Origin of the sequence: Leucobacter sp. NPDC058333 (assembly GCF_042726155.1) — a bacterium.
Classification (GTDB): Bacteria; Actinomycetota; Actinomycetes; order Actinomycetales; family Microbacteriaceae; genus Leucobacter.
In genome coordinates, this window is record NZ_JBHXHV010000004.1 from 166288 (window position 1) to 191819 (window position 25532).

At 65.5% G+C, this 25532-nt stretch carries 21 protein-coding genes; 9 read left to right on the forward strand and 12 right to left on the reverse strand.

Annotated features, from left to right (window positions below; all coding sequences use genetic code 11):
• Window positions 1-4: 4 nt before the first annotated feature.
• Complete coding sequence (gene purL / locus ACFWHR_RS13620) at window positions 5-2335, forward strand: phosphoribosylformylglycinamidine synthase subunit PurL (RefSeq protein ID WP_382448855.1); 2331 nt, start codon at window positions 5-7, stop codon at window positions 2333-2335.
• A 143-nt stretch (window positions 2336-2478) separates the two neighbouring features.
• Here purL and ACFWHR_RS13625 read toward each other — a convergent pair whose 3' ends face one another.
• Together ACFWHR_RS13625 and ACFWHR_RS13630 are read right to left on the reverse strand one after the other, a co-directional pair.
• Window positions 2479-3111 carry a class II aldolase/adducin family protein gene (locus tag ACFWHR_RS13625; RefSeq protein WP_382448856.1) on the reverse strand — a complete coding sequence of 211 codons (633 nt, stop codon included), beginning with the start codon at window positions 3109-3111 and terminating at the stop codon, window positions 2479-2481.
• Between the two features lie 120 nt (window positions 3112-3231).
• Window positions 3232-3948, reverse strand: coding sequence for a GntR family transcriptional regulator (locus tag ACFWHR_RS13630; protein ID WP_382448857.1), 717 nt, complete (start codon window positions 3946-3948; stop codon window positions 3232-3234).
• Window positions 3949-4141: 193 nt separating this feature from the next.
• On the opposite strand from ACFWHR_RS13630, the gene mtnA reads away from it, so the two are divergent.
• The 5 genes from mtnA to mtnK all read left to right on the forward strand — a co-directional run bounded on the left by mtnA (window position 4142) and on the right by mtnK (window position 10259).
• The gene (mtnA, locus tag ACFWHR_RS13635) at window positions 4142-5191 is read left to right on the forward strand and encodes an S-methyl-5-thioribose-1-phosphate isomerase (protein WP_382448858.1); all 1050 of its coding nucleotides are present in this window, start codon (window positions 4142-4144) and stop codon (window positions 5189-5191) included.
• Window positions 5192-5238: 47 nt separating this feature from the next.
• Window positions 5239-6339, forward strand: coding sequence for a substrate-binding domain-containing protein (locus tag ACFWHR_RS13640; protein ID WP_382448859.1), 1101 nt, complete (start codon window positions 5239-5241; stop codon window positions 6337-6339).
• A gap of 60 nt (window positions 6340-6399) precedes the next feature.
• The gene (locus ACFWHR_RS13645) at window positions 6400-7926 is read left to right on the forward strand and encodes a sugar ABC transporter ATP-binding protein (protein ID WP_382448860.1); all 1527 of its coding nucleotides are present in this window, start codon (window positions 6400-6402) and stop codon (window positions 7924-7926) included.
• Between the two features lies 1 nt (window position 7927).
• The gene (locus ACFWHR_RS13650) at window positions 7928-8971 is read left to right on the forward strand and encodes an ABC transporter permease (RefSeq protein WP_382448861.1); all 1044 of its coding nucleotides are present in this window, start codon (window positions 7928-7930) and stop codon (window positions 8969-8971) included.
• Between the two features lie 70 nt (window positions 8972-9041).
• The gene (mtnK, locus tag ACFWHR_RS13655) at window positions 9042-10259 is read left to right on the forward strand and encodes an S-methyl-5-thioribose kinase (protein WP_382448862.1); all 1218 of its coding nucleotides are present in this window, start codon (window positions 9042-9044) and stop codon (window positions 10257-10259) included.
• Between the two features lie 35 nt (window positions 10260-10294).
• Here mtnK and tmk read toward each other — a convergent pair whose 3' ends face one another.
• The 7 genes from tmk to ACFWHR_RS13690 form a co-directional block, all read right to left on the reverse strand.
• A complete protein-coding gene (gene tmk / locus ACFWHR_RS13660; protein ID WP_382448863.1) occupies window positions 10295-10927 on the reverse strand; it encodes a dTMP kinase in 633 nt (210 codons plus the stop codon).
• A gap of 36 nt (window positions 10928-10963) precedes the next feature.
• Window positions 10964-13804, reverse strand: a complete 2841-nt coding sequence (gene topA, locus ACFWHR_RS13665; RefSeq protein ID WP_382448864.1) for a type I DNA topoisomerase — start codon at window positions 13802-13804, stop codon at window positions 10964-10966.
• A gap of 246 nt (window positions 13805-14050) precedes the next feature.
• A complete protein-coding gene (locus ACFWHR_RS13670; protein WP_382448865.1) occupies window positions 14051-14857 on the reverse strand; it encodes a M23 family metallopeptidase in 807 nt (268 codons plus the stop codon).
• A complete protein-coding gene (locus tag ACFWHR_RS13675; protein WP_382448866.1) occupies window positions 14854-15210 on the reverse strand; it encodes a pilus assembly protein in 357 nt (118 codons plus the stop codon). The genes ACFWHR_RS13670 and ACFWHR_RS13675 overlap by 4 nt, the downstream gene beginning before the upstream one ends.
• A complete protein-coding gene (locus tag ACFWHR_RS13680) occupies window positions 15210-15515 on the reverse strand; it encodes a DUF4244 domain-containing protein (protein WP_382448867.1) in 306 nt (101 codons plus the stop codon). The genes ACFWHR_RS13675 and ACFWHR_RS13680 overlap by 1 nt, the downstream gene beginning before the upstream one ends.
• 196 nt (window positions 15516-15711) lie before the next feature.
• Window positions 15712-16575 (reverse strand): type II secretion system F family protein, encoded by an 864-nt coding sequence (locus ACFWHR_RS13685; protein WP_382448868.1) that lies wholly within the window; start codon window positions 16573-16575, stop codon window positions 15712-15714.
• 23 nt (window positions 16576-16598) lie between these two features.
• Window positions 16599-17621: a CpaF family protein gene (locus tag ACFWHR_RS13690; RefSeq protein WP_382448869.1), complete on the reverse strand. Its 1023-nt coding sequence runs from the start codon at window positions 17619-17621 to the stop codon at window positions 16599-16601.
• Window positions 17622-17834: 213 nt separating this feature from the next.
• Here ACFWHR_RS13690 and acs point away from each other — a divergent pair, with 213 nt between their 5' ends.
• Complete coding sequence (gene acs, locus ACFWHR_RS13695; protein WP_382448870.1) at window positions 17835-19823, forward strand: acetate--CoA ligase; 1989 nt, start codon at window positions 17835-17837, stop codon at window positions 19821-19823.
• A gap of 91 nt (window positions 19824-19914) precedes the next feature.
• Here the strand turns inward: acs and ACFWHR_RS13700 are convergent, their stop codons facing one another.
• Both ACFWHR_RS13700 and ACFWHR_RS13705 read right to left on the reverse strand, forming a co-directional pair.
• Window positions 19915-20388, reverse strand: a complete 474-nt coding sequence (locus tag ACFWHR_RS13700) for a RidA family protein (RefSeq protein ID WP_382448871.1) — start codon at window positions 20386-20388, stop codon at window positions 19915-19917.
• 1 nt (window position 20389) lies between these two features.
• Entirely contained in the window at window positions 20390-20560 is a 171-nt protein-coding gene (locus ACFWHR_RS13705) for a DUF4177 domain-containing protein (RefSeq protein WP_382448872.1), read from the reverse strand.
• Between the two features lie 111 nt (window positions 20561-20671).
• On the opposite strand from ACFWHR_RS13705, the gene ACFWHR_RS13710 reads away from it, so the two are divergent.
• Both ACFWHR_RS13710 and ACFWHR_RS13715 read left to right on the forward strand, forming a co-directional pair.
• Window positions 20672-23368, forward strand: a complete 2697-nt coding sequence (locus tag ACFWHR_RS13710; protein ID WP_382448873.1) for a transglycosylase domain-containing protein — start codon at window positions 20672-20674, stop codon at window positions 23366-23368.
• A gap of 2 nt (window positions 23369-23370) precedes the next feature.
• On the forward strand, window positions 23371-24321 hold the full coding sequence (locus ACFWHR_RS13715; RefSeq protein WP_382448874.1) for a metallophosphoesterase: 951 nt from the start codon (window positions 23371-23373) through the stop codon (window positions 24319-24321).
• Between the two features lie 83 nt (window positions 24322-24404).
• Here the strand turns inward: ACFWHR_RS13715 and ACFWHR_RS13720 are convergent, their stop codons facing one another.
• Complete coding sequence (locus ACFWHR_RS13720) at window positions 24405-25487, reverse strand: aspartate-semialdehyde dehydrogenase (RefSeq protein ID WP_382448875.1); 1083 nt, start codon at window positions 25485-25487, stop codon at window positions 24405-24407.
• Window positions 25488-25532 lie beyond the last annotated feature (45 nt).

A 25532-nucleotide genomic window follows, 5' to 3' on the forward strand; every position in this document is an offset into this window, starting at 1 on the left:
GAGCGTGACTGACATCGACGCCCCCCAGAGCGGCCCCCGCCCCGACACGGTCGCCGATGCGATCGCGACGCCCGAGAAGGAACAGCCGTATGGCGCTCTCGGCCTGAAACCGGACGAGTACGACCAGATCCGTGAAATTCTGAGTCGCCGCCCCACGTCGGGTGAGCTCGCCATGTACTCGGTCATGTGGTCCGAGCATTGCTCGTACAAGTCGTCGAAGATCTACCTGCGCCAGTTCGGCCAGAAGGTCAACGATAAGATGAAGGAGCGTCTGCTCGTCGGCATGGGCGAGAACGCGGGCGTCATTGACATTGGCGAGGGCTGGGCGGTGACCTTCAAGGTCGAAAGCCACAACCATCCCTCCTACATCGAGCCGTTCCAGGGCGCCGCGACCGGCGTTGGCGGCATCATCCGCGACATCATCTCGATGGGCGCTCGCCCCGTCGCGGTCATGGACCAACTGCGCTTCGGCGCCATCGATCACCCCGACACCGCCCGCGTGGTGCACGGCGTTGTCTCGGGTATCTCCTCATACGCGAACTGCCTCGGCCTGCCAAACCTGGGCGGCGAGACCGTGTTCGACGGCGTCTATCAGGCGAACCCGCTCGTGAACGCACTCGGCGTCGGCGTGCTGCGCCACGAAGACCTGCACCTGGCGAACGCGTCGGGCGCGGGCAACAAGGTTGTGCTCTTCGGGGCACGCACCGGTGGCGACGGCATCGGCGGAGCCTCGATCCTCGCCTCAGACAGCTTCAGCGAGGGCGGCCCGACCAAGCGCCCCGCGGTGCAGGTCGGCGATCCCTTCGCCGAGAAGGTGCTCATCGAGTGCTGCCTCGAGCTGTTCCGCGACGACCTCGTCGAGGGCATCCAAGACCTCGGAGCGGCGGGCATCTCGTGCGCAACATCTGAACTCGCGGCAAACGGCGACGGCGGCATGTTCATTGAGCTCGACAGCGTGCTGCTGCGCGATCCGTCGCTGACGGCGGAAGAAATTCTGATGTCGGAGAGCCAGGAGCGCATGATGGCCGTCGTGCGCCCCGAGAAGCTCGACGCCTTCCTCGCGATGACCGCGAAGTGGGATGTCGAGACCAGCGTGCTCGGCGAGGTCACCGATTCGGGCCGACTCGTCATCAACTGGCGCGGCGAGGAGATCGTGAACGTCGATCCGTCAACCGTCGCCGTCGATGGCCCGGTCTACGAGCGCCCGGTCGCCTACCCGACCTGGATCGACGCGCTGCAGGCCGCCGGCGTGAACGCGTCGGGCCTCGCCCGTTCGGCCGACGGTGACGAACTGCGCGCGCAGATGATCGCGGTCGCCGCCTCCCCCAACCAAGCGGATGTGTCGTGGGTGACGAACCAGTACGACAAGTACGTGCTCGGCAACACGGCGCTCTCGTTCCCGGACGGTGCCGGCATGATTCGCGTCGACGAACAGAGCGGACTCGGCGTCGCGATCGCGACCGACGCAAACGGCCGCTACTGCCAGCTCGACCCGTACGTGGGGTCGCAGCTCGCGCTCGCCGAGGCGTACCGCAACGTCGCCACCTCGGGTGCCGTTCCCACGGCCGTGACCGACTGCCTGAACTTCGGCAGCCCAGAGAACCCCGAGGTGATGTGGCAGTTCTCGCGTGCCGTCGAGGGGCTCTCTGATGCCTGCCTCGCACTCGAAGTTCCCGTCACCGGCGGCAACGTGTCGCTCTACAACCAGACCGGCGACACCCCGATCCACCCGACCCCCGTCGTCGGCGTGCTCGGCATCATCGACGACGTCGCGCGGCGCGTGCCGAGCGGTTGGCAAGATCAGGGTGAGCACCTCTACCTGCTCGGCACCACCCGCGACGAGCTCGACGGCTCGGCCTGGGCTGAGACCGTGCACGATCACCTCGGGGGTCGCCCGCCGGTCGCCGTGCTCGATGACGAGCGTGCGCTCGCTGAGTTGCTGCACGCTGGCACGCAGGGCGGCCTCATCTCGGGTGCGGTCGACCTCTCCGAGGGCGGCCTCGCTCAGGCGCTCACCGACGGCGCACTGCGCTTTGGGGTGGGTGCACGCGTGTGGATCGAAGAGATCATCTCGCGCGACGGCGTCGACGCGACCGCCGCGCTCTTCTCGGAGTCGCAGGCGCGCGTACTCGTTGCCGTGCCGCACGAGGAAGAGGTTAAGTTCCGCGGGCTCTGCTCGGGTCGCAACTTCCCGGTGCTGCGCATCGGGGTGACCGACGGCGCGGGCGCTGACGCCACAATCGAGGTGCAGGATCGTTTCACACTGCCCCTCGCAGAGCTGGGCGCCGCCGCCCGTGCGACACTGCCCGAGCGCTTCGGCGCGGTGATCGGCTGACCCGCTGCTAGATCAGACCTGGCTTCGGTCAGCGATTCGGCCTCGGTGAGGTCACACAGACGCAAACAGTCTCACCGAAGCCGAATCACTCACCGAAGCTTGGTGCCGGCCAAGCCAGGTGCCGGCGAGTCCAGGTGTATGTGTCAGGCGTGCGACAGCCCGGGTAGATGTTCGTCGGGGAATCGCGTGTCTGTATCGCCGAGCTGCAGCGCGAGCGCGGTGACCTTCGCCGCGTCCTCGAGGTTGAGGGCGCGGCGGAACGTCATTTCGACACTGTCGCCGACCACGGTGCAACCGTGGTGCTGCATGATGACGCAGTTGTGCGCGCGCAGCTGCTCGGCCGCGGTGTCGGCAAGCTCGTCAGAGCCGTTCGGGTAGAAGGGGGCGATACCGATCGACCCGACGTAGAACGCGTGGTCGAGCGTCATGAGTCTGATCTCGATGCCGAGCGAGGCCAAAACGACGGCGTGCTGCGGGTGCAGATGCAGCGTGACCGCGGCGTCGGGCCTGGCCGTGTACGCGCGCTGGTGCAGCTTCCACTCGCTCGACGGCGTCGGATTGCCCGAGAGTACGGTGCCGTCGACGTGAACGACGGAGTAGTCATCGGCGGTCAGGCGGTCGAGCCAGGTTCCGGCCGCGGTGACCACGAACCGCTCGTCATCAATGCGTGCGGAGAGATTGCCCGCGCTCGCGAGCACGAGACCGCGACGAACAGCATCGGCGCCGACCTCAGACAGTTCGGCCGTCAGCGCTGCTATGCGAGATGCGTCAGACATCGTGCTCCTTCTTCTTACATCGCAGCGTACCCTCGCCGCACCGGCTCGAACCTCGCGTCACGAACTCGCCCCACTATCGCCGATCAGGTCGCTAGTTGTCAAACAACCGACGAGGTGAGATTAGCTTGACCGACGGATGGTAAACGCGTAGCGGCCCTCCAAGAAGTACGTCCGCGAGTACAGCAGGGCCCGATCCGCCCGGTCAAAATGCACTTGATCGAGCAACACATAAAGCTTCGACCGACCCGCGGGAGCATCCCAGCCAATGCGGTCAGACTGCACAGCGTGCACTTCGGCAACCGCGTGGTGCGGGTGGAGGTCACGCCGCTCACGCAGGTAGGCGAATAACGACCCCTGCACCGCTGCAGGATCCTCTCCTTCCGGGAACACACCGACGGGCATCAGGTCGTACGAGTACGCCACGATCTCGCCGTCGGCCAAAATTGTGCGGCGCAGCTCGAGCGCCTGCGCGTCGCCCGAGAGGCCGAGTTTCTCGGCTTCGTCGGGAAGCAGCGGGCGCAATACACTGGCCTTATACGTCATACCGGGCTCGCGCCCCATGCTGCGGATCGATTCGGTGATGGAATCGAGCCGCTCGAGCCCGGCCGTCACCGTCGGCCGCTCGGCCACGAAAGTGCCCACACCGTGCTGCGTGTGCACGAGCGACACTGTCTCGAGTTCGCGCAGTGCGGCGCGCACGGTCGGGCGCGACACCCCGAATCGACCCGACAACTGCGCCTCAGTGGGCAAGCGCACACCCTCTGCGAACTCGCCGGAGCGGATCGCAGATCGCAGGCCGTCTGCCACCAGCGCCACGCGTGAACCGGGCTTTGCCATCGCTCGCTCCTTTCGTTCGCCAAGTGAGTTGTCATACCGCGGACTCATCGGCCCGCCTTCGCCCCAGTCTATGACCTGGGCCCAGAAACATTTGCTTCATCACATTTGACAAGTTGTCAGTCAACCGATTACGTTTCTCCACAGGTCGCCTCCTGCGATCGCAGACATCGCCGTCGGAAGGATCCAGACAACTATGGTTCGCGCAATCGAATGGGTGGACGCAGGCGCTGACTCCCACATCCGGCTTATCGACCAGACACTGCTTCCCGCATCAGAGACGTTTCTGGAGATCAGTTCGGTCGAGCAGCTCATCGAAGCGATCCAAAGCCTTGCCGTGCGCGGCGCGCCAGCGCTCGGAGCTGCGGGCGGCTACGGCGTCGCCCTCGCGCTGCTTGAGGGGGCACGACACGAGTGGACCGAGACCGAGCTCGACACCGCAATCGATGCCGTCGCACTCGCCCGGCCGACCGCCGTCAACCTTGCTTGGGGTGCCCGCCGCGTCGCCGCGGTGCGCGCAGAGGGATTCGACCGGGTGCTGGCCGAAGCACACGCGATCGCCACCGAAGACGAGCGGGCGAACCGTGAGCTCTCGCGTCTGGGCGCCGACTGGTTGCTCGAGCGAGTGGGCCATCGGCCACTGCGCGCGGTCACTCACTGCAACACCGGCGCGCTCGCGACGACCGCCTGGGGTACGGCCTACGGCATACTGCACGAGCTGCACGACCGCGGCATGCTCGAGCTGGTGTACGTCGACGAGACGCGTCCACTCCTGCAGGGCACGCGCCTCACCAGCTGGGAGCTGCACCACGACGGCATCCCGCACCTGGTCGAGGTCGATGGGGCGGCCGCCAGCACTATTCTGCGTGGTCTCGTGGACTTCGCCGTGATCGGCGCCGACCGCATCACGGCGGACGGCGATACCGCGAACAAGGTCGGCTCCGTCGCACTCGCGCTCGCCTGCGCTCGCCGAGGCATCCCGTTCGTCGTGGCGGCCCCGTACTCCACCATTGATGTTGCTACGGCGACTGGCGACCTCATCGAGATCGAGGAGCGCGGCGACCACGAGGTGCTGAATTTCGGCGGATTGCCTGTCGCGACGCCCGGCGTGCGCGCCTTCAACCCGGCATTCGACGTCACCCCGCACGATCTCATCTCGGCGATTGTCACGGAGCGCGGGGTCGTCGAGCCCGCCGCCACCGAACAACCGCTCTTTGCTCCCGACGTAGCCGTCGCCGACCACTAGCCACACCTCCACCTCACACAAATCACCCCTCCGAAAGGAACGCAACGATGCGTACATCCACCACTACCGCGGTGCTCGGCGCCGCCGCACTCTGCGCGCTCGCGCTCGCCGGTTGCAGCCAGGGCGCCCCCGCCACCTCGGACGACTCAAGCGGATCGGGCTCCGTCGCCGAAGCCACAGCCGACGCCCCGGCTCCCTTTGACAAGGAGGGCGTCAAGATCGCCATCGTGCAGCAGTCGGGCCAGGGCGACTACTTCCAGCAGTATCTCAACGGCACGCGCCAGCAGGCCGAGGCACTCGGGGTAGATCTCTCGGTGTTCGACGCGCAGGGAGACAACGCGAAGCAGGCGTCACAGCTCGAGCAGGCGATCTCCTCCGGCGTCGACGGCATCATCGTACGTCACGGTCTCCCCGATACCCTCTGCGAGGGCGTGAACAAAGCCCTCGACGCCGGCATCACCGTCGCGATCTACGATGTCGAGATTCAGGAGTGCGCTCCCGAAGCCGTGCAGACGCAGCAGTCCGACGCGATGATGGCCTCGCTCGTGCTCGACAAGATGGCCGAAGACGTCGCCGAGGGCGACGAGGTTGGCTACGTCAATTACGACGGTATCGCGCCGCTCGACCGCCGCGACGCAGTGTGGCAGAAGTACGTCACCGACAAGGGCTGGGAGCAGAAGTTCAAGACCGGTAACTTCACAAACTCGTCGGCGACCGACACGGCGCCGATGGTCACCGCCGCCGTCCAGGCAAATTCCGGCGTCAAGGCGATCTACGCCCCCTACGATGAATTCACGAAGGGCACACTGACCGGCCTGGATCAGGTGACCGGCACAGAGGATGTGCTTGTGTACGGCGCAGACATCTCGACGGCCGACATCGAGTTGATGACGGCGAAGGACAGCCGCTGGGTGGCCACCGGGGCAACTGACCCGAACGCGATCGGTGCCGCCGTGATGCGCACTCTCGCACTGCATATGGCGGGCGAACTAAGCGAATCCACCGTCGACTTCCCGCCGATCCTCGTCACCCAAGACTGGCTTCGTGAGAACGACATCAAGAACATGGACGATCTGCGCGCCGCCGAGCCCGAGCTGAACATCTCGGACGTCTCGGGCGCCGACTGGATTCCGGTCGTCTCCTTCTAACCCTCTCCGGTGGGCGCCGAGATGCTCTCGGCGCCCACCCCACACCAGGAGCGTGCAGGCATGCATTCGACGGATTCTCCCCAGGCGCCAGCGCTGCGCCTCGTCGGGCTTACGAAGAACTTTGGCGTCAACCGCGTACTCAAGGGTGTCGATCTCGAACTCATCCCTGGCACGATCACCGCACTCCTCGGCGCCAACGGCGCGGGTAAGTCGACGCTGATCAAAGTGCTCGCGGGGGTGCACCCGCAGACCGCGGGCGAGGTGCAGCTCGGGAGCGAGGCGGTCCGCTTCGATTCACCAATGGCCGCGGCGCGGGCCGGCGTGCGCACGGTGCATCAGCGCATCGATGATGCGATCGTGCCCGGCCTCAGTGTCGCGGAGAATCTCTTGTTCGAGGCGATCGCGCTGAAAGATGTCAGCCCGATCGCGTCGCTGCGTTCGCTACTGCCGAGAGCCAGGTCCATCGCCGCGACGCTCGACCTTGACTGGGACGACGCGTTTCTCAGACAGGATGTGCACGAGCTCGGCATCGCCGACTGCCAGATGTTGCTGCTCGCGCGTGCGCTCGCGACGACGCCGCAGGTACTGATCCTCGACGAGCCAACATCAACGCTGTCACAGAACGAGGCCGAGCGGCTCTTCGCGGTGGTCAAGAAACTGCGAGAGCGCGGTGTCGCGATTCTGTACGTCTCTCATCGTCTCAGCGAGATCAACGCGCTCGCCGACCGACTCGCGGTGCTCCGTGACGGTCGCATCGTGAACGCCCAGGAGCTCCCGTTCGACCTACAGCAAGCGGTCACTGCCATGCTAGGCGAGGGCGTGCTCGCGGACGCTGCGGAACTCGACGAACTGTACGGTGACGATATCGCGCTGAGTATCCGCGACCACCGCATCTTTGCCGAGGGCCCGGCACTCTCACTCGACGTTCGAGCGGGCGAGGTGACCGGCATTATCGGCCTCATCGGCGCGGGCAAGACCGAACTCGCCGAGGCAGTGTTCGGTGCGCGCAAGCTCACAACCGGCGCGATGGAGCTTGACGCGCAGCCATACGCCCCGCGCGACCCCAAGCAGGCCATCGCACGCGGTGTCTATCTGGTCCCAGAGGATCGGGCCGCGCAGGGCATGCTGCCCGGGTGGTCGCTCATGCGCACGCTCTCGCTCCCGTTTCTCACCGATTTCGTGCGCAATGGTGTGCTCGCACCCCGTCGCGAGCGTGCAACGGGGGTCGCGGCAATCGATCGTTTTGCCGTCGTCGCGACCGGGCCGGAGCAGTCAGTGGATTCACTCTCGGGTGGAAACCAACAGAAGGTCATGGTGGCCCGCTGGATGCAGCGCGCACCACGCGTACTGCTGCTGGACGAACCGTTTCGCGGGGTCGACATCGGTGCGCGACGCGTCATCGCCCAGCGCGCTCGTGAACAAGCAGCGGACGGATCGGCGGTCGTCATGATCTGCAGTGACGTCGACGAGGTTCGCGAGATCGCCGACCGCATCATTGTGCTCGTCGAAGGGCGCATCACGCTCGACGCTCGGGCACGCAGCATCAGCAACGAACAGATCATCCACAGCATGACGGAGGTGGCCTGAGATGGCCGATACAACCGCAATTCCCGCGCAGGTGCGCCTGTCGACGGGCGACCGCATCCGTGACATCGTCGTCAAGTACGGCTTCCTCGCCGTCACCGTGATCGCATTCGCGTTCTTTGCATTCACCGAGCCCGCATTCGCGACGCCGAACGCCATGTTCTCGATGCTGAAGTTCGCCTCGGTCACCGCCATTCTTGGCCTCGGCGTCATGTTCAGCATGATCGTTGGCGGACTTGATCTCTCGATCGGTTCCGTCGCCGGACTCAGCGTGCAGCTCGCGGCAATGACGATGGTGTTCTACAACCTGACCGCAGGCATGGCGATCACGTTTGTGATCATCGCTGGCCTCGCAGTCGGGCTCCTGAACGCATTCCTCATCGTGGTCTGTAAGATCCCGGATCTGCTCGCCACACTCGGCATGATGTTCGTGATTCAGGGCGCGAAGATGATCCCGGTCGCGGGTCAGTCCGTCTCGTCTGGGATGACGATGCCCGACGGCGCATCAGCCCCCGGGAAGTTCGATCCGGCGTTCCTGCTGATCGATCGCGGCACGGTTGGTCCCGTTCCCATTCCCGTGATCGTCATGCTCGTCCTTGTAACGGCGTGCTGGTTCATTCTCACGAAGACCTCGTGGGGACGCATTCTCTACGCGATCGGCGCGAACCCGGAGGCCGCGCGCCTCTCTGGCATCCGCGTTGGGTTCCACCGGGGCGCAGCGTACGTGGTGTCGTCGCTGTTCGCATCTATTGCCGGCATCATCCTGGTTGCCCGCATCGGACAGGGCGACGTCAATGCTGGCGCGTCCAGCCTGCTCGAGGCGGTCGCCGTCGCACTCGTCGGCACATCAGTGCTCGGCTTGAACAAGCCGAACGCCTGGGGAACACTGCTCGGCGCGGTCCTCGTGGTGATCGTACTCACGGGCATGACCATGATGGGCTTCGAGTACTTCTACCAGGACACCGCGAAGGGCATCGTCGTGATTGTCGCGCTGCTCTTCTCCTTCACGCTCTCCCGGAAAAAAGTCAGATACACCCCGGCGACATAGCATCGGGGCCCGTGACCACGCGGGCCCCTCCCCCGATTCAGGCGCTCTCGAGTTCCGAAAGGTGCACAGCATGACCCACGACTACACATTCCTCGACGCCGACAATATCGCCGAGTATCTCCGCTCTCGGCCCGAAGTGCAGGGACGCATCGATCCGGATCGCATTGCCTCGATCCGCGAAATCGGTGATGGCAACCTCAACCTGGTGTTCCACGTGCTCGACGCTGATCAACGTGGCATCATCCTCAAGCAGTCGCTCCCCTACGTGCGAATGACCGGTGACGGCTGGCCAATGACGCCCGAGCGGGCTGCTCGTGAGGCCAATTCGCTGCAGGAGCACTTCGCGCTCACTCCGGAATTGGTCGTCGAGGTCGTGGTGTACGACCCGGAGCGGTACATTCTGGTGCTCGAGGACCTCTCGGATCACTCCGTGTGGCGCGACGCGCTGAATCGTTCGGAGCAGCACTTCGACGTCGCCCGTCGACTCGGTAGCTACGTCGCGGCTGTCGCCGTTGGCACATCGATCCTCGGTCGAGACCGCGGCGAGGTCGCAGAGCGCATCGCCGAAACGCAGAACCCCGAACTCTGCACGATTACGGAAGACCTTGTGTTCACCGAACCCGTGTTCGACATCGGCCGCAATAGTGTGCTGCCCGAGAATGCCGCCGACGCGGCGGCGCTCACCGCCGATCGCGTGTTCGCAGCAGCGATGGCCGAAGCGAAATGGCGCTTTATGACCCAGGCCGAGGCGTTGATTCACGGCGATCTGCACACCGGATCCGTGATGGTGCGCGGAGCGAGCGGCGCCTCAGCTGAGTCCGTCAAGGTGTTCGACTCGGAATTCGCGTTCTACGGGCCGGTCGCCTTCGACCTCGGCGCGCTCTTTGCGAACTACTCGTTTGCCGCGGCGCGAGCAACCGCGCTCGGCGAGACCGAGCGCGCCTCCTGGGCGCTCTCACTCGTGAGCGAGACGTGGCAGGCCTTCGAACAGGAGTTCCTGCGGCTTTCCGAGAACTGGCACGAGACCAATCTCTTCAACGGCGACTTCGCACGTGCTCGTCTCGATCGCATCCGCGAGGAGTCGTTCCTCTTCGCCTCGGCAAAGATGGCGCGTCGCATCGTCGGGGCCGCGAAGGTGCGCGACATCGAGACCCTCGAGCCTGGGCTACGCGCTCCCGCCGCTCGCGCGACGCTCGCATCGGCCCGGGCCCTTGCCGCGAACTGGCGGGGCGCGTCAGACATCGCTCAATTCAGTGAACTGGTGTCGCCGCACCTGCTCAATTCATAGCTGGATTACCGTGCGGGCACGGCCTGCGAGCGCGCTCAGCGCGTCAGCAGGCCAGACACGCGCGCGATAATGCGGGTCTGAATCTCGTCGATCGGCAGCGATGCGTCGACGATGAGATAGCGCTCTGAGTCGAGCTTCGCGAGCGCCCGAAAGCCATCTCGCACGGCCGTGTGAAACTCGACGGCTTCTGACTCGAGCCGGTCGGCGGTGCCGCCGCGCGCGCGTCGGCGTTCGGCACTCGCTGCCGGGTCGAGGTCGAGCAGGATCGTGAGATGCGGCCACAGACCGTCGGCCGCCCATTCGCTGATGCGGCGCACCTCGTCGACGTCGAGCACGCGCCCCGCGCCCTGATAGGCAAGGGAGGAGTCGATGTAGCGATCCTGCACCACCACGGCGTCGCGTTCGAGCGCCGGGCGCACGATCTTCGCGACGTGCTGCGCCCGATCGGCTGCGTAGAGCAGCGCCTCGGCGCGAGGGTCGACATCGCCGATCTCGTCGCCGCCGTGCAGCAGCACGCGCCGAAGCTCGGCCCCGAGCAGGGTGCCGCCCGGTTCGCGGGTGCGCACGACCTCAAGGCCCCGCTGCTCGAGCCACTGCCCGAGCAGCTCGGCCTGCGTGCTCTTACCCGCGCCGTCGCCGCCCTCGAGGGTGATGAAGATTCCGCTCATGTGCTCCTCAGCGGCCGCGTCGGACCGCGATCGTCGTTACGCCTGCGCCTCGGCAGCAGCGCGGTTGGCAGCTCGGGTCGCAGCGGCCTTCTTCGCCGCGGCTGAGCGCGCCGGATCAACCGCAGCCTTCGCTGCGGTCTTCTTCGCGGCGGCCGGCTTCTTGGCTGCTGGCTTTTTGGCTGCTGTTTTCTTCGCTGCCGGCTTTTTGGCCGCGGCCTTTCGGGCGGGTGCCTTCTTCTTCGCCGGCCCCTTGGCCCGCTTGATCGCCAGCAGTTCAACTGCACGCTCGAAGTTGATGTCTTCGACGCTGTCGCCGCGCGGAATCGTCGCGTTCGTTTCGCCGTCGGTGACGTACGGGCCGAAGCGGCCGTCTTTCACCTTGATCGGCTTGCCGCTCACGGGGTCGGCTTCAAACTCCTTGAGGGCACTCGAAGCACGCTTGGCACCGTACTTCGGCTGCGCGAACAGCTCCTGGGCGCCCGCGAGATCGATTGAGAAGATCGCGTCCTCACTGGGCAGCGATCGCGTGTCCGTGCCCTTTTTGAGGTACGGACCGTAGCGGCCGTTCTGCGCGGTGATCTCGACCTCGTCTTCGACACCAACGGTGCGAGGGAGATCGAGCAGTGCCACGGCGGTGTCGAGCTCGATCGTTGCCGGATCCATGCTCTTAAAGAGCGACGCTGTGCGGGGTTTCTGGCCCTTCGGGAGTTCTTCGCCCTCGTCTGGCAGCTCGGTCACGTATGGACCGAAGCGGCCGTTTTTCGCGACGATGCGCTTCGAAGTCTCGGGATGCAGACCGACGACGCGATCCTCAGCAGGTTCTGCGTCGGCGAGCTCGTGCGCTTTCGCGGGCGTGAGTTCATCGGGTGCGAGGCCATCGGGAATGTTGACGCTGCGCGGCTTCACGACACCGTCTTCGCCGACCTCGCACTTGTCGTCGAAGACCTCGAGATAGGGGCCGTACTTGCCGTTGCGCAGCGAAATTTCGTCGTCGATCTTGATCGTGTTGATCGCGCGGGCGTCGATCTCACCCAGGTTGTCGACGACACCGCGGAGCCCCGGGTGCGCGTCAGTGCCGAAATAGAATTCGCCCAGCCACTTGCTGCGATCCGCCTCGCCGGAAGCGATGCGGTCGAGATCGTTTTCCATCTCAGCCGTGAAGTCATAATCGACGAGCGCGCTGAAGTGCTCTTCGAGCAGACGCACCACTGAGAAGGCAATCCAGCTCGGCACGAGGGCCTGACCCTTCTTGGTGACGTAGCCGCGATCCATGATCGTGCTGATGATCGCCGCGTAGGTCGACGGACGGCCGATGCCGAGCTCTTCGAGTCGCTTTGTCAGGCTGGCCTCGGTGTAGCGCGGCGGCGGGCTCGTCTCGTGCCCCTTCGCCGTCGGCTCTTCGACGCCGAGCGGCTGGCCCGATGAGAGCTGCGGGAGCGCGACGTTCTGGTCGCCGCTCTTCTCGCCGCGCTTTTCGTCGCGCCCCTCTTCGTAGGCGAGGAGGAAGCCGGGGAACGTGATGACCGTGCCACTCGTGGTGAACTCGGCGGCTGTCGGCGCTGCCGCATTGTTTTCGGTCACCGTGGCGGAGAGCGTAACCGTGTCGGTGGAGCCCTTCGCGTCGGCCATCTGGCTCGCGACGGTACGCTTCCAGATCAGCTCGTAGAGCGCGAACTCGCCCTGCGTGAGCTTGCCCTTGAGAGAGCTTGGCCGCTGGAACGTGTCACCCGCGGGGCGGATCGCCTCGTGAGCCTCTTGTGCGCCCTTCGACTTGCCCGTGTACACGCGCGGCTTTTCGGGCAGCGTCTGGGAACCGTACAGCTCGGCGGCCTGCGAACGCGCGGCCTGAATCGCCTGCTTCGAGAGCGTCGGCGAGTCGGTACGCATATAGGTGATGTAGCCGTTCTCGTACAGCGACTGCGCGAACGACATCGTCTGTCGCGAGCTGTAACGCAGCTTTCGCGACGCCTCCTGCTGGAGAGTCGAGGTGGTGAACGGCGCGGCCGGGCGGCGCGTGTGCGGCTTGGTCTCAACCGAGACGACCTCGGCGCGGGCGTCGGCCGCGAGCAGGGCGGCAATGCGCTCCGCACGATCCTGAGCGAGCGGGATCACGCCGGCCTTCGAGGCGCGCGACGTCAGCGCGCCATCATCGCCGAAGTCGCCACCGGTTGCGATGCGCTGAGAGTCGAGGCGCACGAGACGAGCCTCGAACGCGGTCACATCGGGGGCGTCAGCCTCGGGGCGGAAGGTCGCCGTGAGGTCCCAGTACTCTGCGGCGCGGAACGCCTGGCGCTCGCGCTCGCGGTCAACCACGAGGCGGGTCGCCGCCGACTGCACGCGGCCGGCCGAGAGCTTCGGAGCGACCTTGCGCCAGAGCACGGGCGAAATGTCATAGCCGTAGAGACGATCGAGAATGCGGCGCGTCTCTTGAGCATCGACGAGTGCAGTGTCGAGGTCGCGGGTGTTGCTCTTCGCCTGCTCGATCGCCTCCTGCGTGATCTCATGGAAGACCATGCGGTGCACGGGAACCTTGGGCTGGAGCACCTCGAGGAGGTGCCACGCGATGGCCTCGCCCTCGCGGTCCTCATCAGTTGCGAGCCACAGCTCGTCGGCTCCCTTCAGCGCGCGCTTGAGCTCGGAGACGGTCTTCCGCTTGTTGTCGTTGACCACGTAGTAGGGCGCGAAGTCGTTGTCGACATCGACGGCGAACTTTCCGAACGCGCCCTTCTTCAGGTCAGCGGGCAGGGCGGACGGCTCTGCCAGGTCGCGGACGTGGCCGACCGACGCGATGACCTCGTAGTCGTCGCCGAGGTAGCCACCGATGGTCTTTGCCTTGGTCGGTGACTCGACGATGACAAGTTTCTTCGTACCCTTCACGGGTCTCCTTCGTTGCGTTACGCAGTGCGGGGGCCGCTCGACCGGGACCGGCTGAGGGCTCTGCTCCGACACGATACACATCTTCGCGTCAGAATCCACCTCCGGAATCCCGCACATGTCCTCCACTCATTATGTCCGTCGTGACCCTGAGTACGCGCATCGGGCAAGTGAGACCGGAGAAAACTGGGGTTGGTGAGTGGAGGTAGTGGGGCGGGGCAGCGGGGTACGGCGGTGCGGGCGATCGTTTTAGCCGGGTGTCGAAGCCGGGTCGCCAATATAGAGGTAGGGGTCCACATCTGGGAACGCGTTCGAGCGTTTCGTCGACAGTGTGAAGTGCGAGTGCGGTCCCTCCGTGCATCCGCTCATGCCCGCGAGCGCAACCGCCTGCCCTGCCCGCACTTGTGTACCGGCGACGAGTCCGAGCGCGTTCGGGGACCCGGGCGCCACGTGATTGTGCGAGCTATACAGCACCCGCCCTCGATACTCATGGCGGATGAGCACCGTATGGTTCGGGCCTCGCCACCAGCCGGGCTCCGAGACGCACTGAGCGGGCATCCCGCCACCATCCGCGCCCGCAACGATCACCACCCCGTCAAACGGCGCGAACAGCGGCGATCCCTCGGCAGCGCGCAGATCAATTGAGTACCCGTCGTGAAATCCCTGCGTGATGCCTGGTTCGGCGCTCGGCCACGCCCACCCGTTGGACAGGACGGACGCACCAGGCACTGAGGCGAACGGGGGCGGCCCGGCGCGCGCCGACGCGGTCACCGAGCCGATTGCGCCGCCCACCGCAACGACCACCCGGGCGTCCGCCGACGAGTCGTCAAGTGTGCAAGAGACGATCTCGGCGTTCGCAGAATCAGCGACAACGCGTGCCAGTTCGCAGGGCGATCTTGCGATCACGCCGGCGACCGCGTCCGCTGCGGCGAGCGCCGCCGCGTCCGCGGTTACTGACGCCCGGTGCGCCGCCTCCAGTTGGGCTGACGCGGCGATGATGGGGACGCCCAGACACACCGCGGCGGCGGCACAAGCGAGGGTTGCCGGAGCGCTCACTGGAGATCTCCCTCACCCGTGCGCGCCGCGCACGCCCGGGACTCCACCGTGACATGGGCCAGCGGACCCCTCGCTGGGCGCGACCGCAGGGTAACGCAGTGCAGAGCGCCCTCGTCCGCGCGAGCAACCTCGACGCGACCGCCCAGTGCTGCCACGCTCTGCTGCGCGATATCGACGTCGCCGCGCGCTTCGTGACGCGCGATCTCCCCGGCCACTGATACCAGCGTGATGCGGTGCGCGGCCAGGTAGATCCCGGCCACGACGAGTGCGAGTACAGCAAGCACCGCAGGCACGACGATTGCAAATTCGGCGGTTACCGTGCCGCGTTCGTCGACACGCAATGCCGCGAACATTAGTTCGCCGCGCCGAGCGCGTTTTCAACGAGCTGCACGAGCAGAGCTCGGATCTCACTCGATCGCATGATCGCAACCAGGAGTCCCGCGAACGCAACCGCCGCCATGATGACAATCGCGTACTCCGCTGTGACCGCGCCACGCTCATCGCTCGCGAGTTCGCGCAAGCTTCGAGTGAGGCGCGGCGCGCGCCTCCGACGCGCGGGCGGCCGGTAGGCGCTGGGGTGAGCCCGCATGTGCTGTGATCGTGAACGGCGATTCAGCAGCGTGCCGCGATCAGCGACGAGATGGAGTGTGGGCTGCATGACATACCTCCTTGGCTTCGCACGGCCCCGGCGGCTACCGGTATCTCCATCCTCCGCTGACGCCGTTGGTGACCTTCCGAGGGTTTCCCGATCTGTGGACAAGCCGCGGATTGCGCGGCCACGAACAAGCTGTGAGCGAGTAACACACCACGGTCACCGAAGGGCAGTCTTCACACCACGGGCATTACAGCCGGCATCACACCGCGCTGAACATCGACAGCAGCACCGGCAGCACTCCGAGCACCAGAAACGACGGCAGCACGCAGACGCCGAGCGGCAGGAGCACTCGAACACCGAGTCGCTCAGCCTCTCGTTCGAGCTTGGCGGCCGAAGCCACTCGCTCCGCGGCGGCCTGGTCGAGTAGTAACGGTCGAATGGGCACACCGGCCGACCCAGCGGCCGCAATCGTTGCAAACAATGGCCGCCCCTGACGAAAACCGTCAAAGTCGACCCACTCTGCCCCGAACGCATCTACTTGATCAACGACGCGGCGACACGCAACGGTCGGCGCCGCTCCCCCGCCGAGCGCTACCCAGAGCAGCTCGAAATGCAACCCGGCGATGTTGTCCGCGCTCTCCGCTTGATGCTGCAGGGCCGTCGACCACTTCACGCCGACGCCCAGCAGCCCGACCCCGACGGCGACAAGCAGTGCGCCCGTGCCGCTCATCAGCACGGGGATCGGGTCGAAGCCGAGAAGCACTCCGAGCAACAGTGCGAGGACCGGCAATGCCCCCACCATGCGCACCGTCGCTCGCGGCCCAGCGAGCAGCACCGATCGCCGCTCCCGCAGCTGGCCCAGTTCACGCAGTGCGTGCGCGATGCGCTGCAGCGCGGGCGCGAGCGGCGCCCCACTCACTTCAGCGAGCTGCCAGGTGACGGCGAGAACGCGCCACTCGGGAGCGTCGGCCGCGGCGAGCGCAAGCGCTACGGGTGAGCCCGCGGCGATGCGCGCAGCGATCGCGGACGTTTGCTCGGCGCTGCCGATGTCCGCAGCAAGCACCGCGAATGCGCGCGGCGGTGGCACGCCCCCACGCAGCAGTGCGGCGACCCGCTCGGCCACCAGTGTCGCCCCGGAAAGCGGTGTCACTGGCGCCTCGGGCGTACCCCGAGCAGCTTGTCGCTCGTGAGTTCGGGGACGCCAATTGCGCGCACGCGCGGCCCTGTCTCGCCGCGCTCGACATGCACGACCGCGTGGATCGCGGTAACCGCCTGCCGCGCGATCGCCTGCGGCCCCCACCCGGCGAGCGCCCCGAGTGCTTCGAGTCGGGCGGGCACTTCCTCCAGCCGGTTCGCGTGCAGCGTACCGGCGCCGCCGTCGTGACCGGTGTTGAGCGCTGCGAGCAACGTCGTAATTTCAGAGCCGCGACACTCTCCTATGACGACGCGGTCGGGCCGCATGCGCAGCGCCTCCCGCAGCAGCCGATCGAGCGTCATCTCCCCCACTCCCTCGGCGCTCGCCTGGCGAGTTTCGAGGGACACTGTGTGTACATGACGCAGCCGCAACTCGGCGACGTCTTCAATGGTCACGATGCGTTCGTGGGGCGGTGACAGGTCAAGCAGCGCGGCCAGCAGAGTCGTCTTGCCACTACCGGTGCCGCCCGTGATCAATATGTTCTTTCGGGCGGCAACCAAGCGGCGCAGCAGCATCGCATCTGCGGACGCGCACAGACCATCACCTACGAGCTCCCCAAAACTCGGCGGCGACAGTCGCGGCAAACGAATGGAAACCGCCGCTCCTGCGACCGCGATCGGAGGAAGGATGGCGTGCACGCGGATTCCGTCCCCGAGCCGCGCATCGGCGCACGGGTTCATTTCATCGAGGTGCCTGCCGCCAGCCGCGATCAACTGCGTCGCAAGGGTGTGAACCGCCTGCGGCTCCGCCCGCCACTGGTCGACCTCAACCAGCGACCCAGAGCGATCCAACCAGAGCCGAGCGACGCCGTCTCGCACGTGCACCACGAGGTCACGCAGCTCTGGATCGTCGAGTAGCGGAAGCAGCCCACCAAAGGCTCGCCGTGCAGCCCGACTCAACGCCGCAGTGCGCCCCCGCACGTTGAGCGCAGCGGTGCCCTGCGGCGGGTGATCCGGAATCTCGGGTGATGGCATGCAGCCATCCCAGCAGCGTGCGGAGCTCGAAGCGCCCCCAGTCGACGATCTGTGGACAAACACCCCGGTCGTCACCTTCCGCATTTTTGTGAGCGGAATTCATCGCAAGGTATAGCCTGGTGCTGCGTTTCCGGCCTGTTACGACGGCCGGCTCGCGCTGAGGCACTGGAGCCGAGGAACCGGCCCAGCAATCGATCGAAGATAAGGGTGTCAATGAGCGATCAGACCGGCAGCATCGAAAGTCACCACCTGACCGGGGGTGACGCAGCGGAGACATATCCGCCGGCCCCCGAGTTCCAGGCGCAGGCGAATGTCAACGATTCGTCTGTCTACTGGAAGGCCGCGCAAGATCCAGAGGGGTACTGGGCCGAGCAGGCGCAGACGCTCGAGTGGACGAAGCCGTTCGGCGAGGTGCTCGACTGGACGAATCCGCCGTTCGCGAAGTGGTTTCAAGACGGCGAAATCAACGTTGCAGCGAACTGCCTCGACCGGCACATCGCTGCGGGCAACGGCGATCGAGTCGCCATTCACTTCGAGGGCGAGCCGGGCGATACCCGCACTCTGACCTACGCAGAACTCACGCACGAGGTAAAGCGCGCTGCGAACATGCTCACGAGCTTCGGCGTCGAAGCGGGCGACCGCGTCGCCATCTACATGCCGATGATTCCCGAGACCGTGATTGCGATGCTCGCGGTGGTGCGCCTCGGCGCGGCACACTCCGTCGTCTTCGGCGGTTTCAGCGCGGAGAGCCTGCGCGCCCGCATCGACGACGCGGAGGCGCGCGTCGTGATCACCGCCGACGGCGGCTACCGCAAGGGCCGCGCTTCGGCGCTGAAGCCCACGGTCGATGACGCCCTTGCGCTGCACGGGGGCGGCAGCACGGTCTCGCGGGTGCTGGTCGTGAAGCGCGCGGGCAACGAGGTCGCTTTCGATGAGGATCGCGACGTGTGGTGGCACGAAGAGATCACCGCATTTGACGGTGAGCACGAACCGCAGGGCTTCCCCGCGGAGAACCCGCTGTTCATCCTCTACACCTCGGGCACTACCGGCAAGCCGAAGGGCATCCTGCACACTTCCGGTGGCTACCTCACGCAGGTCTCCACCACGCACCGCAACGTGTTTGATCTCAAGCCCGAGACCGATGTCTACTGGTGCACCGCTGACATCGGCTGGATCACCGGTCACAGCTACGTCGTCTACGGCCCGCTCGCAAACGGCGCCACCCAGGTCATTTACGAGGGCACCCCTGAGACTCCCGACTGGGGCCGCTGGTGGTCGATCATTCAGAAGTACGGCGTCTCGATCTTCTACACCGCGCCGACCGCGATTCGCGCGTGCATGAAAATTGGACGGCAGATCCCGGAGCAGTACGACCTGTCGTCGATCCGCGTGCTCGGCTCAGTGGGCGAACCCATCAATCCCGAGGCGTGGCGCTGGTACCGCGAGGTCATTGGCGCGGGAACAGCGCCCATCGTTGACACCTGGTGGCAGACCGAGACCGGCGCCATCATGATTTCGCCGCTGCCCGGCCTCACACCGCTCAAGCCGGGCAGTGCCCAGGTGCCGCAACCCGGTATCTCGGTCGCCGTCGTCGGCGAGAACGGCGAGCCCGTCGAGCACGGTCAGGGCGGGCTGCTCGTCGTCGAGCGCCCGTGGCCGTCAATGGTGCGCACGATCTGGGGCGACGACGATCGCTTCGTCGACACGTACTGGTCGAAATTCGGCGACCGCTACTTCGCGGGCGATGGCGCGCGTCTCGACGACGACGGCGATGTGTGGCTGCTCGGCCGCGTCGACGACGTCATGAATGTCTCCGGTCACCGCCTGTCGACCGCCGAAATCGAGTCGGCACTCGTCGAGCACCACGCCGTCGCTGAGTCTGCGGTGGTCGGCGCCGACGACGAGACCACCGGCCAGGCGGTTGTCGCCTTCGTGATCCTGAAATCGCAACAGACCCTGCTGACGCTCGACGATGCCGAGCCAGAGCTCAAGAAGCACGTTGCCGCGCAGATCGGGGCAATCGCACGACCGCGGCAGATCTTCATCGTCTCTGAGCTGCCGAAGACGCGATCCGGCAAGATCATGCGCCGGCTGTTGAAAGACGCCGCCGAAGGGCGCGAAATCGGTGACACCACCACGCTCGCCGATACCTCGGTGATGCAGACGATTTCAGACCGCGTGCGTAGCGAGCGGGGCGCGTAACGGCGCTGACACGCACGAGAGGCCGGGATCCGCGCAGGATCCCGGCCTCTCGTTTATGGCGCCGGTATTTATGTCGCGCAGCGCGCGTCGGCTAGTCCTCGATCTTGAAGACGAACTCGATCTCGACGGGCGCGTCGAGCGGCAGCACCGAGACGCCGACGGCCGAACGAACGTGGATGCCGAGGTCACCGAAGACTCGTCCCAAGAACATCGAGGCGCCGTTGGCTACCGCGGGCTGTCCCGTGAATGACGGATCAGACGCGATGAACGCCGTGACCTTGACGACCTGTGTGATCTTGTCGAGGTTGCCGATCACGCCGCGTGCAGCGGCGAGCGCGTTCAGTGCGCAGAGCTGAGCGAGCTCTTCAGCGCGCTCGGGCGTGACGAGCCCGTCGCCGTTGCCAACCTTGCCGGTCTCGGGTAGCGCGCCATTCACGAACGGGAGCTGACCGGCGGTATACACGTAGTTTCCGTCGCGGAGCGCGGGCACGTACGCAGCAATAGCGGCCGCAACGTCCGGAATCTCGTGTCCCAGTTCGCGCAGACGATTTTCAATGACAGACAAGTCAGGCCTTCCTCTTCATGTAGGCAACGTTGCCGCCGGCCGGGCCGGCGATGATCTGCACGAGTTCCCAACCCTGTGCACCCCAGTTATTGAGGATTTGCGCCTCGTTGTGCAACAGCAGCGGCGTCACGAAGTACTCCCAGGTTGAAGCGTCTTCGGTGGATTCACTCACGTGCGGAACTCCCTCGGTAGTTGGTATTCGGCGTGTACGAATGACCTCGGTCATCGCCCCGCAGACGGGCGCGTTGCCGTTTTGTCAGCAACGTCGCTTACCCTTGATTGTATGACCCGTCAGACATCTCAGTCTTCGCGCGTGCGTTCGCAGAAGCCACGCACCGCAGGAGGGGCCCTCGCGGGGCTCCTCGGCGCGCTCGCCATGAGCGTTATCGCCGGCGTTCTCGTCACCGCAGCAGTGACCCCGGTCGTCGCGCTGAGCGGCACCGCCACGAAATCGGCGGTTGGCATCTTCGAGAGCCTTCCCGATCACCTCGACCCGGGCAAGCTCGCTGAGCCCTCGTCGATTTACGCTACGACGGCCGATGGTACGAACGTCGAAATGGCGACGTTCTACGATCAGGACCGCGAGACGGTGAAGTGGGATGAGATCTCCCAGTTCGTGAAAGACGCGGCTGTCGCCGAGGAGGATCCTCGCTTCTACACCCACGGTGGCGTCGACGTCATCGCGACGGCTCGCGCCGTGTTGCAGAACGCCGCGGGGCAGAACCTCTCGGGCGCATCGACCATCACGATGCAGTACGTGCGCAACGTGCTCATTCAAGACGCCATCGCGATCCCCGACAAGGATGAGCAGAAGAAGGCGTACCAGGACGCGATGCGCCAAGACGTTGACCGCAAGCTCAAGGAGATGAAGTACGCGATCTCCATCGAGAAGAAGTATCCCAAAGACGACATTCTGCTTGGGTACCTGAACATCGCGCTCTACGGACGCCAGATCTACGGCATTCAGTCGGCGGCGAAGTACTACTACAACAAGGACGCGAAGGATCTGTCGCTCGCGGAGTCTGCGAGCCTCGTCGCGATCGTGAACAACCCGTCGAAGCTGCAGATCGACGTCGAAGAGAACATCCCGGCGAACACCGAGCGCCGCGACAAGATCTTGAACAGCATGCTCACCCGCGGCAAGATCACGCAGGCACAGTACGACGAGGCCGTCGGCACGCCGGTCACTCCGGTCATCACCCCGCGTGTGCAGGGCTGCAACGTCGCCGAGCAGAACTATGGCGCGGGCGCGTTCTGCGACTACGTGCAGCGGTACATCAAGGCGGATCCCAACTTCGGGGACACCCCGACCGAGCGCGAGTTCAACTTCAGTCGCGGCGGGTACAAGATCTTCACGACGCTCGATCTCGATATGCAGGCCGCCGGCAACGAAGCGACCCGCGCTACCGTACAGCCCATTATTCCCGGCATCATGGCGGGATCTGCATCAAGCAGCGTTGAGGTCGGCACGGGCAAGGTGCGCGCGATGGTGCAGAATCGGCCGTTCAATAACGCCGAAGACTTCTTGAAAGAGCACCCCGAATACACCACGGTGAACTACAACACTGACGAGGAGCTTGGCGGGTCGAGCGGATTCCAGGTCGGTTCGACCTTCAAGCCAATTACCCTTGCTGAGTGGATTCGCACCGGCCACTCGGTGCGCGACAGCGTAAATGTGAACAGCCGCAGTGGTGTGCCGCTGCAGTCGTTCGCGGCGTCATGCATGCCCGACGGCGTATACAGCTACGGAACCTTCGACTTCTCGAACGATAACGAAGGCACCAAGGGGAATCAGTCAGTACTGACCGTCATCGCGAGGTCGATTAACGGTGGCATCGTTTCGATGCAGCAGAAGATGGACCTCTGCGGCACGTTCGAGACGGCCAAGGCTCTCGGCATCCATCGTGCCTCTGACCTGCCGGTCTGGACGCAGGAGGACGTCGATCAAGGGGCCACCACGCAAGATCAGTTGGGTAAGACCAGAGTTCCGACACTCAACAACGACCCGCGCGACCTTTCCATGGTGCCTTCGAACACCTACGGTGGCGTCGACGAGATCGCGCCGATCACCATGGCGGCGGCGTACGGTGCGTTCGCAGGTGACGGAACCGTGTGCACACCGGTACCGATCCAAGCGATTTATGACGACGATGACAAAGAGGTGCCGTTCACCAAGAGCGAATGCTCGCAGGCGATCGCACCCGAGGTGGCCTCTGGCGTCGCTTTCGCACTGCAGAACGCGGTAGAGAACGGTCTCGCGGGGCACGCGAGGTCATCAACGGGTATCCCGCACCTCGCGAAAACCGGCACGACCGACGACGTGATCGATAACTGGACCGTCGGCGCCAGCACAAAGGTCGCAACCGCGACCTGGGTCGGCAACTCTGACCCGTTCTGCGCGGACCCCGCGAATCCCGCCACATGCGCTCGCGTGTCGACAATGGGCTTCGGCGGACTCATGACAGCAGACCAAACGATCTGGCCAGCAATCATGAACACGGCTGACGCGAAGTACGGTGGCGACGCATTCCCCCAGCCGTCGGCAGATTCCGTCCGTCAGACGATGGTCACCGTGCCCGACGTGAAGGGCAAGTCGATTGACGAAGCGACGGGCATGCTGACTCAGCTCGGGTTCACCGTGAACCCCGGCGGTGAAGTGGACTCCTCGGTCGCCGAGGGCCTGTCGGCCCGGACTGACCCGGACGCGGGCTCGTCACTCGGTCTCGGATCAGCCGTGACGCTGTACAGCAGCAACGGCCGGGCATCGAAGGTGCCCGACGGACTGGTCGGCCAGTCGGGCAACGCTGCGAAGGCGGCGCTGAACGATGCCGGGTTCGGAGATGTCGAGTTCAGCTGTGGAACGGGCAGCAAGGCGAACCCGAAGTCCAACAAGGTGACCTCGGTCAGCCCCGACAGTGGTAGCGAGGCCAATACGAGTGGCACGATCACGCTGACGCTCGCGTGTAGCAAGAAGGGTTGACCTTGGCGTCACATCCCGCACGCTCGACGGCGGTCGCTCTGGGAGCGGCCGCCGTCGGCGTCCTGACCTGGTCCACGCTGATTGAGCGGAGGCTCTTCACGGTGCGCCGGCACACGCTGCCCGTGCTCCCCGAGGGCCGCGCGCCGATTCGGGCACTTCACCTTTCGGATCTGCACCTGGCCCCGTGGCAGGCGAACAAGATCGACTGGGTGCGCTCGCTCACCGAGCTGCGCCCCGACCTCGTGGTGCTCACCGGTGACATGATGGGTCACCTTGAAGCGCGCCCAGCTCTATTGCATGCGCTGCGCCCACTCATCGAGCAGGCCCCCACCGTGTTCGTGCACGGTTCGAACGACTACTACGGCCCGCGTTTCAAAAATCCGGTTAAGTATCTACTTGAACCGACGCGGCGCAGTACGCGCACCCCTGACCTCGACAACGTCGCCATTACGCGCGGCCTCGTCGAGCTGGGAGCGACCAATCTCAACAACAGCGCCGCTCGCATCGAGGTGCGCGGGACCACCCTCGAACTACTCGGGTTGAACGATCCGCACATTCACTACGACGACGCCGACAAGATGCACGACGCTGCAGCGGCCCTAGACGACGCTGTGGCGGGCGAAACCCGCGACGGCGACGGCGAGACTCCGGTTCGCCTCGGCGTCGTACACGCGCCATACCAGGAGGCGCTGGGCACCCTGCTAAGCGCTGGCGCAGAGATGATTTTCGCGGGGCACACTCACGGCGGCCAGGTGCGTGTGCCAGGCGTCGGCGCGCTGACCTCGAACTGTGATCTCCCCACCGCGCAGGCGCGCGGGTTGAGCGTCTGGTTCGATGCGCACCGCGCCGCGTTCTTGAACGTTAGCGCCGGTCTCGGCAACTCGATCTACGCGCCCGTGCGCTTCGCGTGCCGCCCCGAGGCGTCGCTCATCACGCTCGAATCCCCGCGCTAACAGCTGCCGAACACGAGCGTTTTCGCTGAGCGCGAGGGGTAAACAGCTGGAAAACCCCTCGCGCTCAGTGAAACCCCTCGCGCTCAGCGGGCGGCAGCAGGCGCAGCAGCGGCCGCGAGCTTCTGCGCGACGAGTTCCGCGATCTGCACGGCGTTCAGCGCGGCACCCTTGCGGAGATTGTCGTTCGAGATGAACAGCGAGAGCCCGCGACCGGCGGGTGCCGACTGATCCTCACGGATGCGGCCAACGAATGACGGATCCTTACCCGCAGCCTCGAGCGGCGTGGGCACATCGCTCAGCTCGACGCCCGGCGCCGCAGCGAGCACTTCGCGCGCGCGATCCGCGGTGATCTCCCGCGAGAACTCGGCGTTGATCGAGAGCGAGTGTCCCGTGAACACCGGAACGCGCACGCAGGTGCCCGCGACGCGCAACTCGGGGAGCTCGAGGATCTTGCGGCTCTCGTTGCGCAACTTCTTCTCTTCGTCGGTCTCACCGGCGCCGTCCTCGACGATCGACCCCGCGAGCGGGAGCACGTCGAACGCGATGGTCTTGGTGTAGACCTCGGGGGCCGGGAACTCGACGGCTGACCCATCGTGCACGAGCCGTTCCAGGTCACCCGAGTCGACGGCGGCAATGGCCTGACCGGCGAGTTCGCGCGCGCCCACGAGACCCGATCCTGAAACTGCCTGGAACGTTGTCACGATGAGCCGCTCAAGACCGGCCTCGGCGTGCAGCGCCTTCATGACGGGCATCGCGGCCATCGTGGTGCAGTTCGGGTTCGCGATGATGCCCTTGCGCGCTTCATCGATGGCGTGCGGGTTGACCTCGCTGACGACGAGCGGCACGTCGGGGTCGAGACGCCACGCGCTTGAATTGTCGATCACGATCGCGCCAGCCGCAGCAAACTCAGGCGAGTACTGCTTCGAGGCGGTTCCGCCGGCAGAGAAGAGTGCGATGTCGATTCCGCTCTTGTCTGCGGTGGCAACGTCTTCGACCGTGATGTCTTCACCGCGGAACTCGAGCGTCGATCCCGCCGAGCGCGCGCTCGAAAAGAAGCGAATGCTGGCGATCGGAAAGTCGCGCTCGACGAGCAGACGACGCATTACGGCGCCGACCTGGCCGGTGGCGCCGACGACGGCAACGGAGAGTCCCTGCTGTGCAGCCATGTGGTTCGAGATCCTATTCTGTGTGTCGCAGTGTCGCGGTGTCGC

Excerpts from the sequence above, each read along its gene's own strand:
- ACFWHR_RS13625 (WP_382448856.1), bottom strand. The coding sequence starts at position 3,111 with ATGTCTGACGCATCTCGCATAGCAGCGCTGACGGCCGAACTGTCTGAG.
- ACFWHR_RS13630 (WP_382448857.1), bottom strand. The coding sequence starts at position 3,948 with ATGGCAAAGCCCGGTTCACGCGTGGCGCTGGTGGCAGACGGCCTGCGA.
- mtnA (WP_382448858.1), top strand. The coding sequence starts at position 4,142 with ATGGTTCGCGCAATCGAATGGGTGGACGCAGGCGCTGACTCCCACATC.
- ACFWHR_RS13640 (WP_382448859.1), top strand. The coding sequence starts at position 5,239 with ATGCGTACATCCACCACTACCGCGGTGCTCGGCGCCGCCGCACTCTGC.
- ACFWHR_RS13645 (WP_382448860.1), top strand. The coding sequence starts at position 6,400 with ATGCATTCGACGGATTCTCCCCAGGCGCCAGCGCTGCGCCTCGTCGGG.
- ACFWHR_RS13650 (WP_382448861.1), top strand. The coding sequence starts at position 7,928 with ATGGCCGATACAACCGCAATTCCCGCGCAGGTGCGCCTGTCGACGGGC.
- mtnK (WP_382448862.1), top strand. The coding sequence starts at position 9,042 with ATGACCCACGACTACACATTCCTCGACGCCGACAATATCGCCGAGTAT.
- tmk (WP_382448863.1), bottom strand. The coding sequence starts at position 10,927 with ATGAGCGGAATCTTCATCACCCTCGAGGGCGGCGACGGCGCGGGTAAG.
- ACFWHR_RS13675 (WP_382448866.1), bottom strand. The coding sequence starts at position 15,210 with ATGTTCGCGGCATTGCGTGTCGACGAACGCGGCACGGTAACCGCCGAA.
- ACFWHR_RS13680 (WP_382448867.1), bottom strand. The coding sequence starts at position 15,515 with ATGCAGCCCACACTCCATCTCGTCGCTGATCGCGGCACGCTGCTGAAT.
- ACFWHR_RS13690 (WP_382448869.1), bottom strand. The coding sequence starts at position 17,621 with ATGCCATCACCCGAGATTCCGGATCACCCGCCGCAGGGCACCGCTGCG.
- acs (WP_382448870.1), top strand. The coding sequence starts at position 17,835 with ATGAGCGATCAGACCGGCAGCATCGAAAGTCACCACCTGACCGGGGGT.
- ACFWHR_RS13710 (WP_382448873.1), top strand. The coding sequence starts at position 20,672 with ATGACCCGTCAGACATCTCAGTCTTCGCGCGTGCGTTCGCAGAAGCCA.
- ACFWHR_RS13720 (WP_382448875.1), bottom strand. The coding sequence starts at position 25,487 with ATGGCTGCACAGCAGGGACTCTCCGTTGCCGTCGTCGGCGCCACCGGC.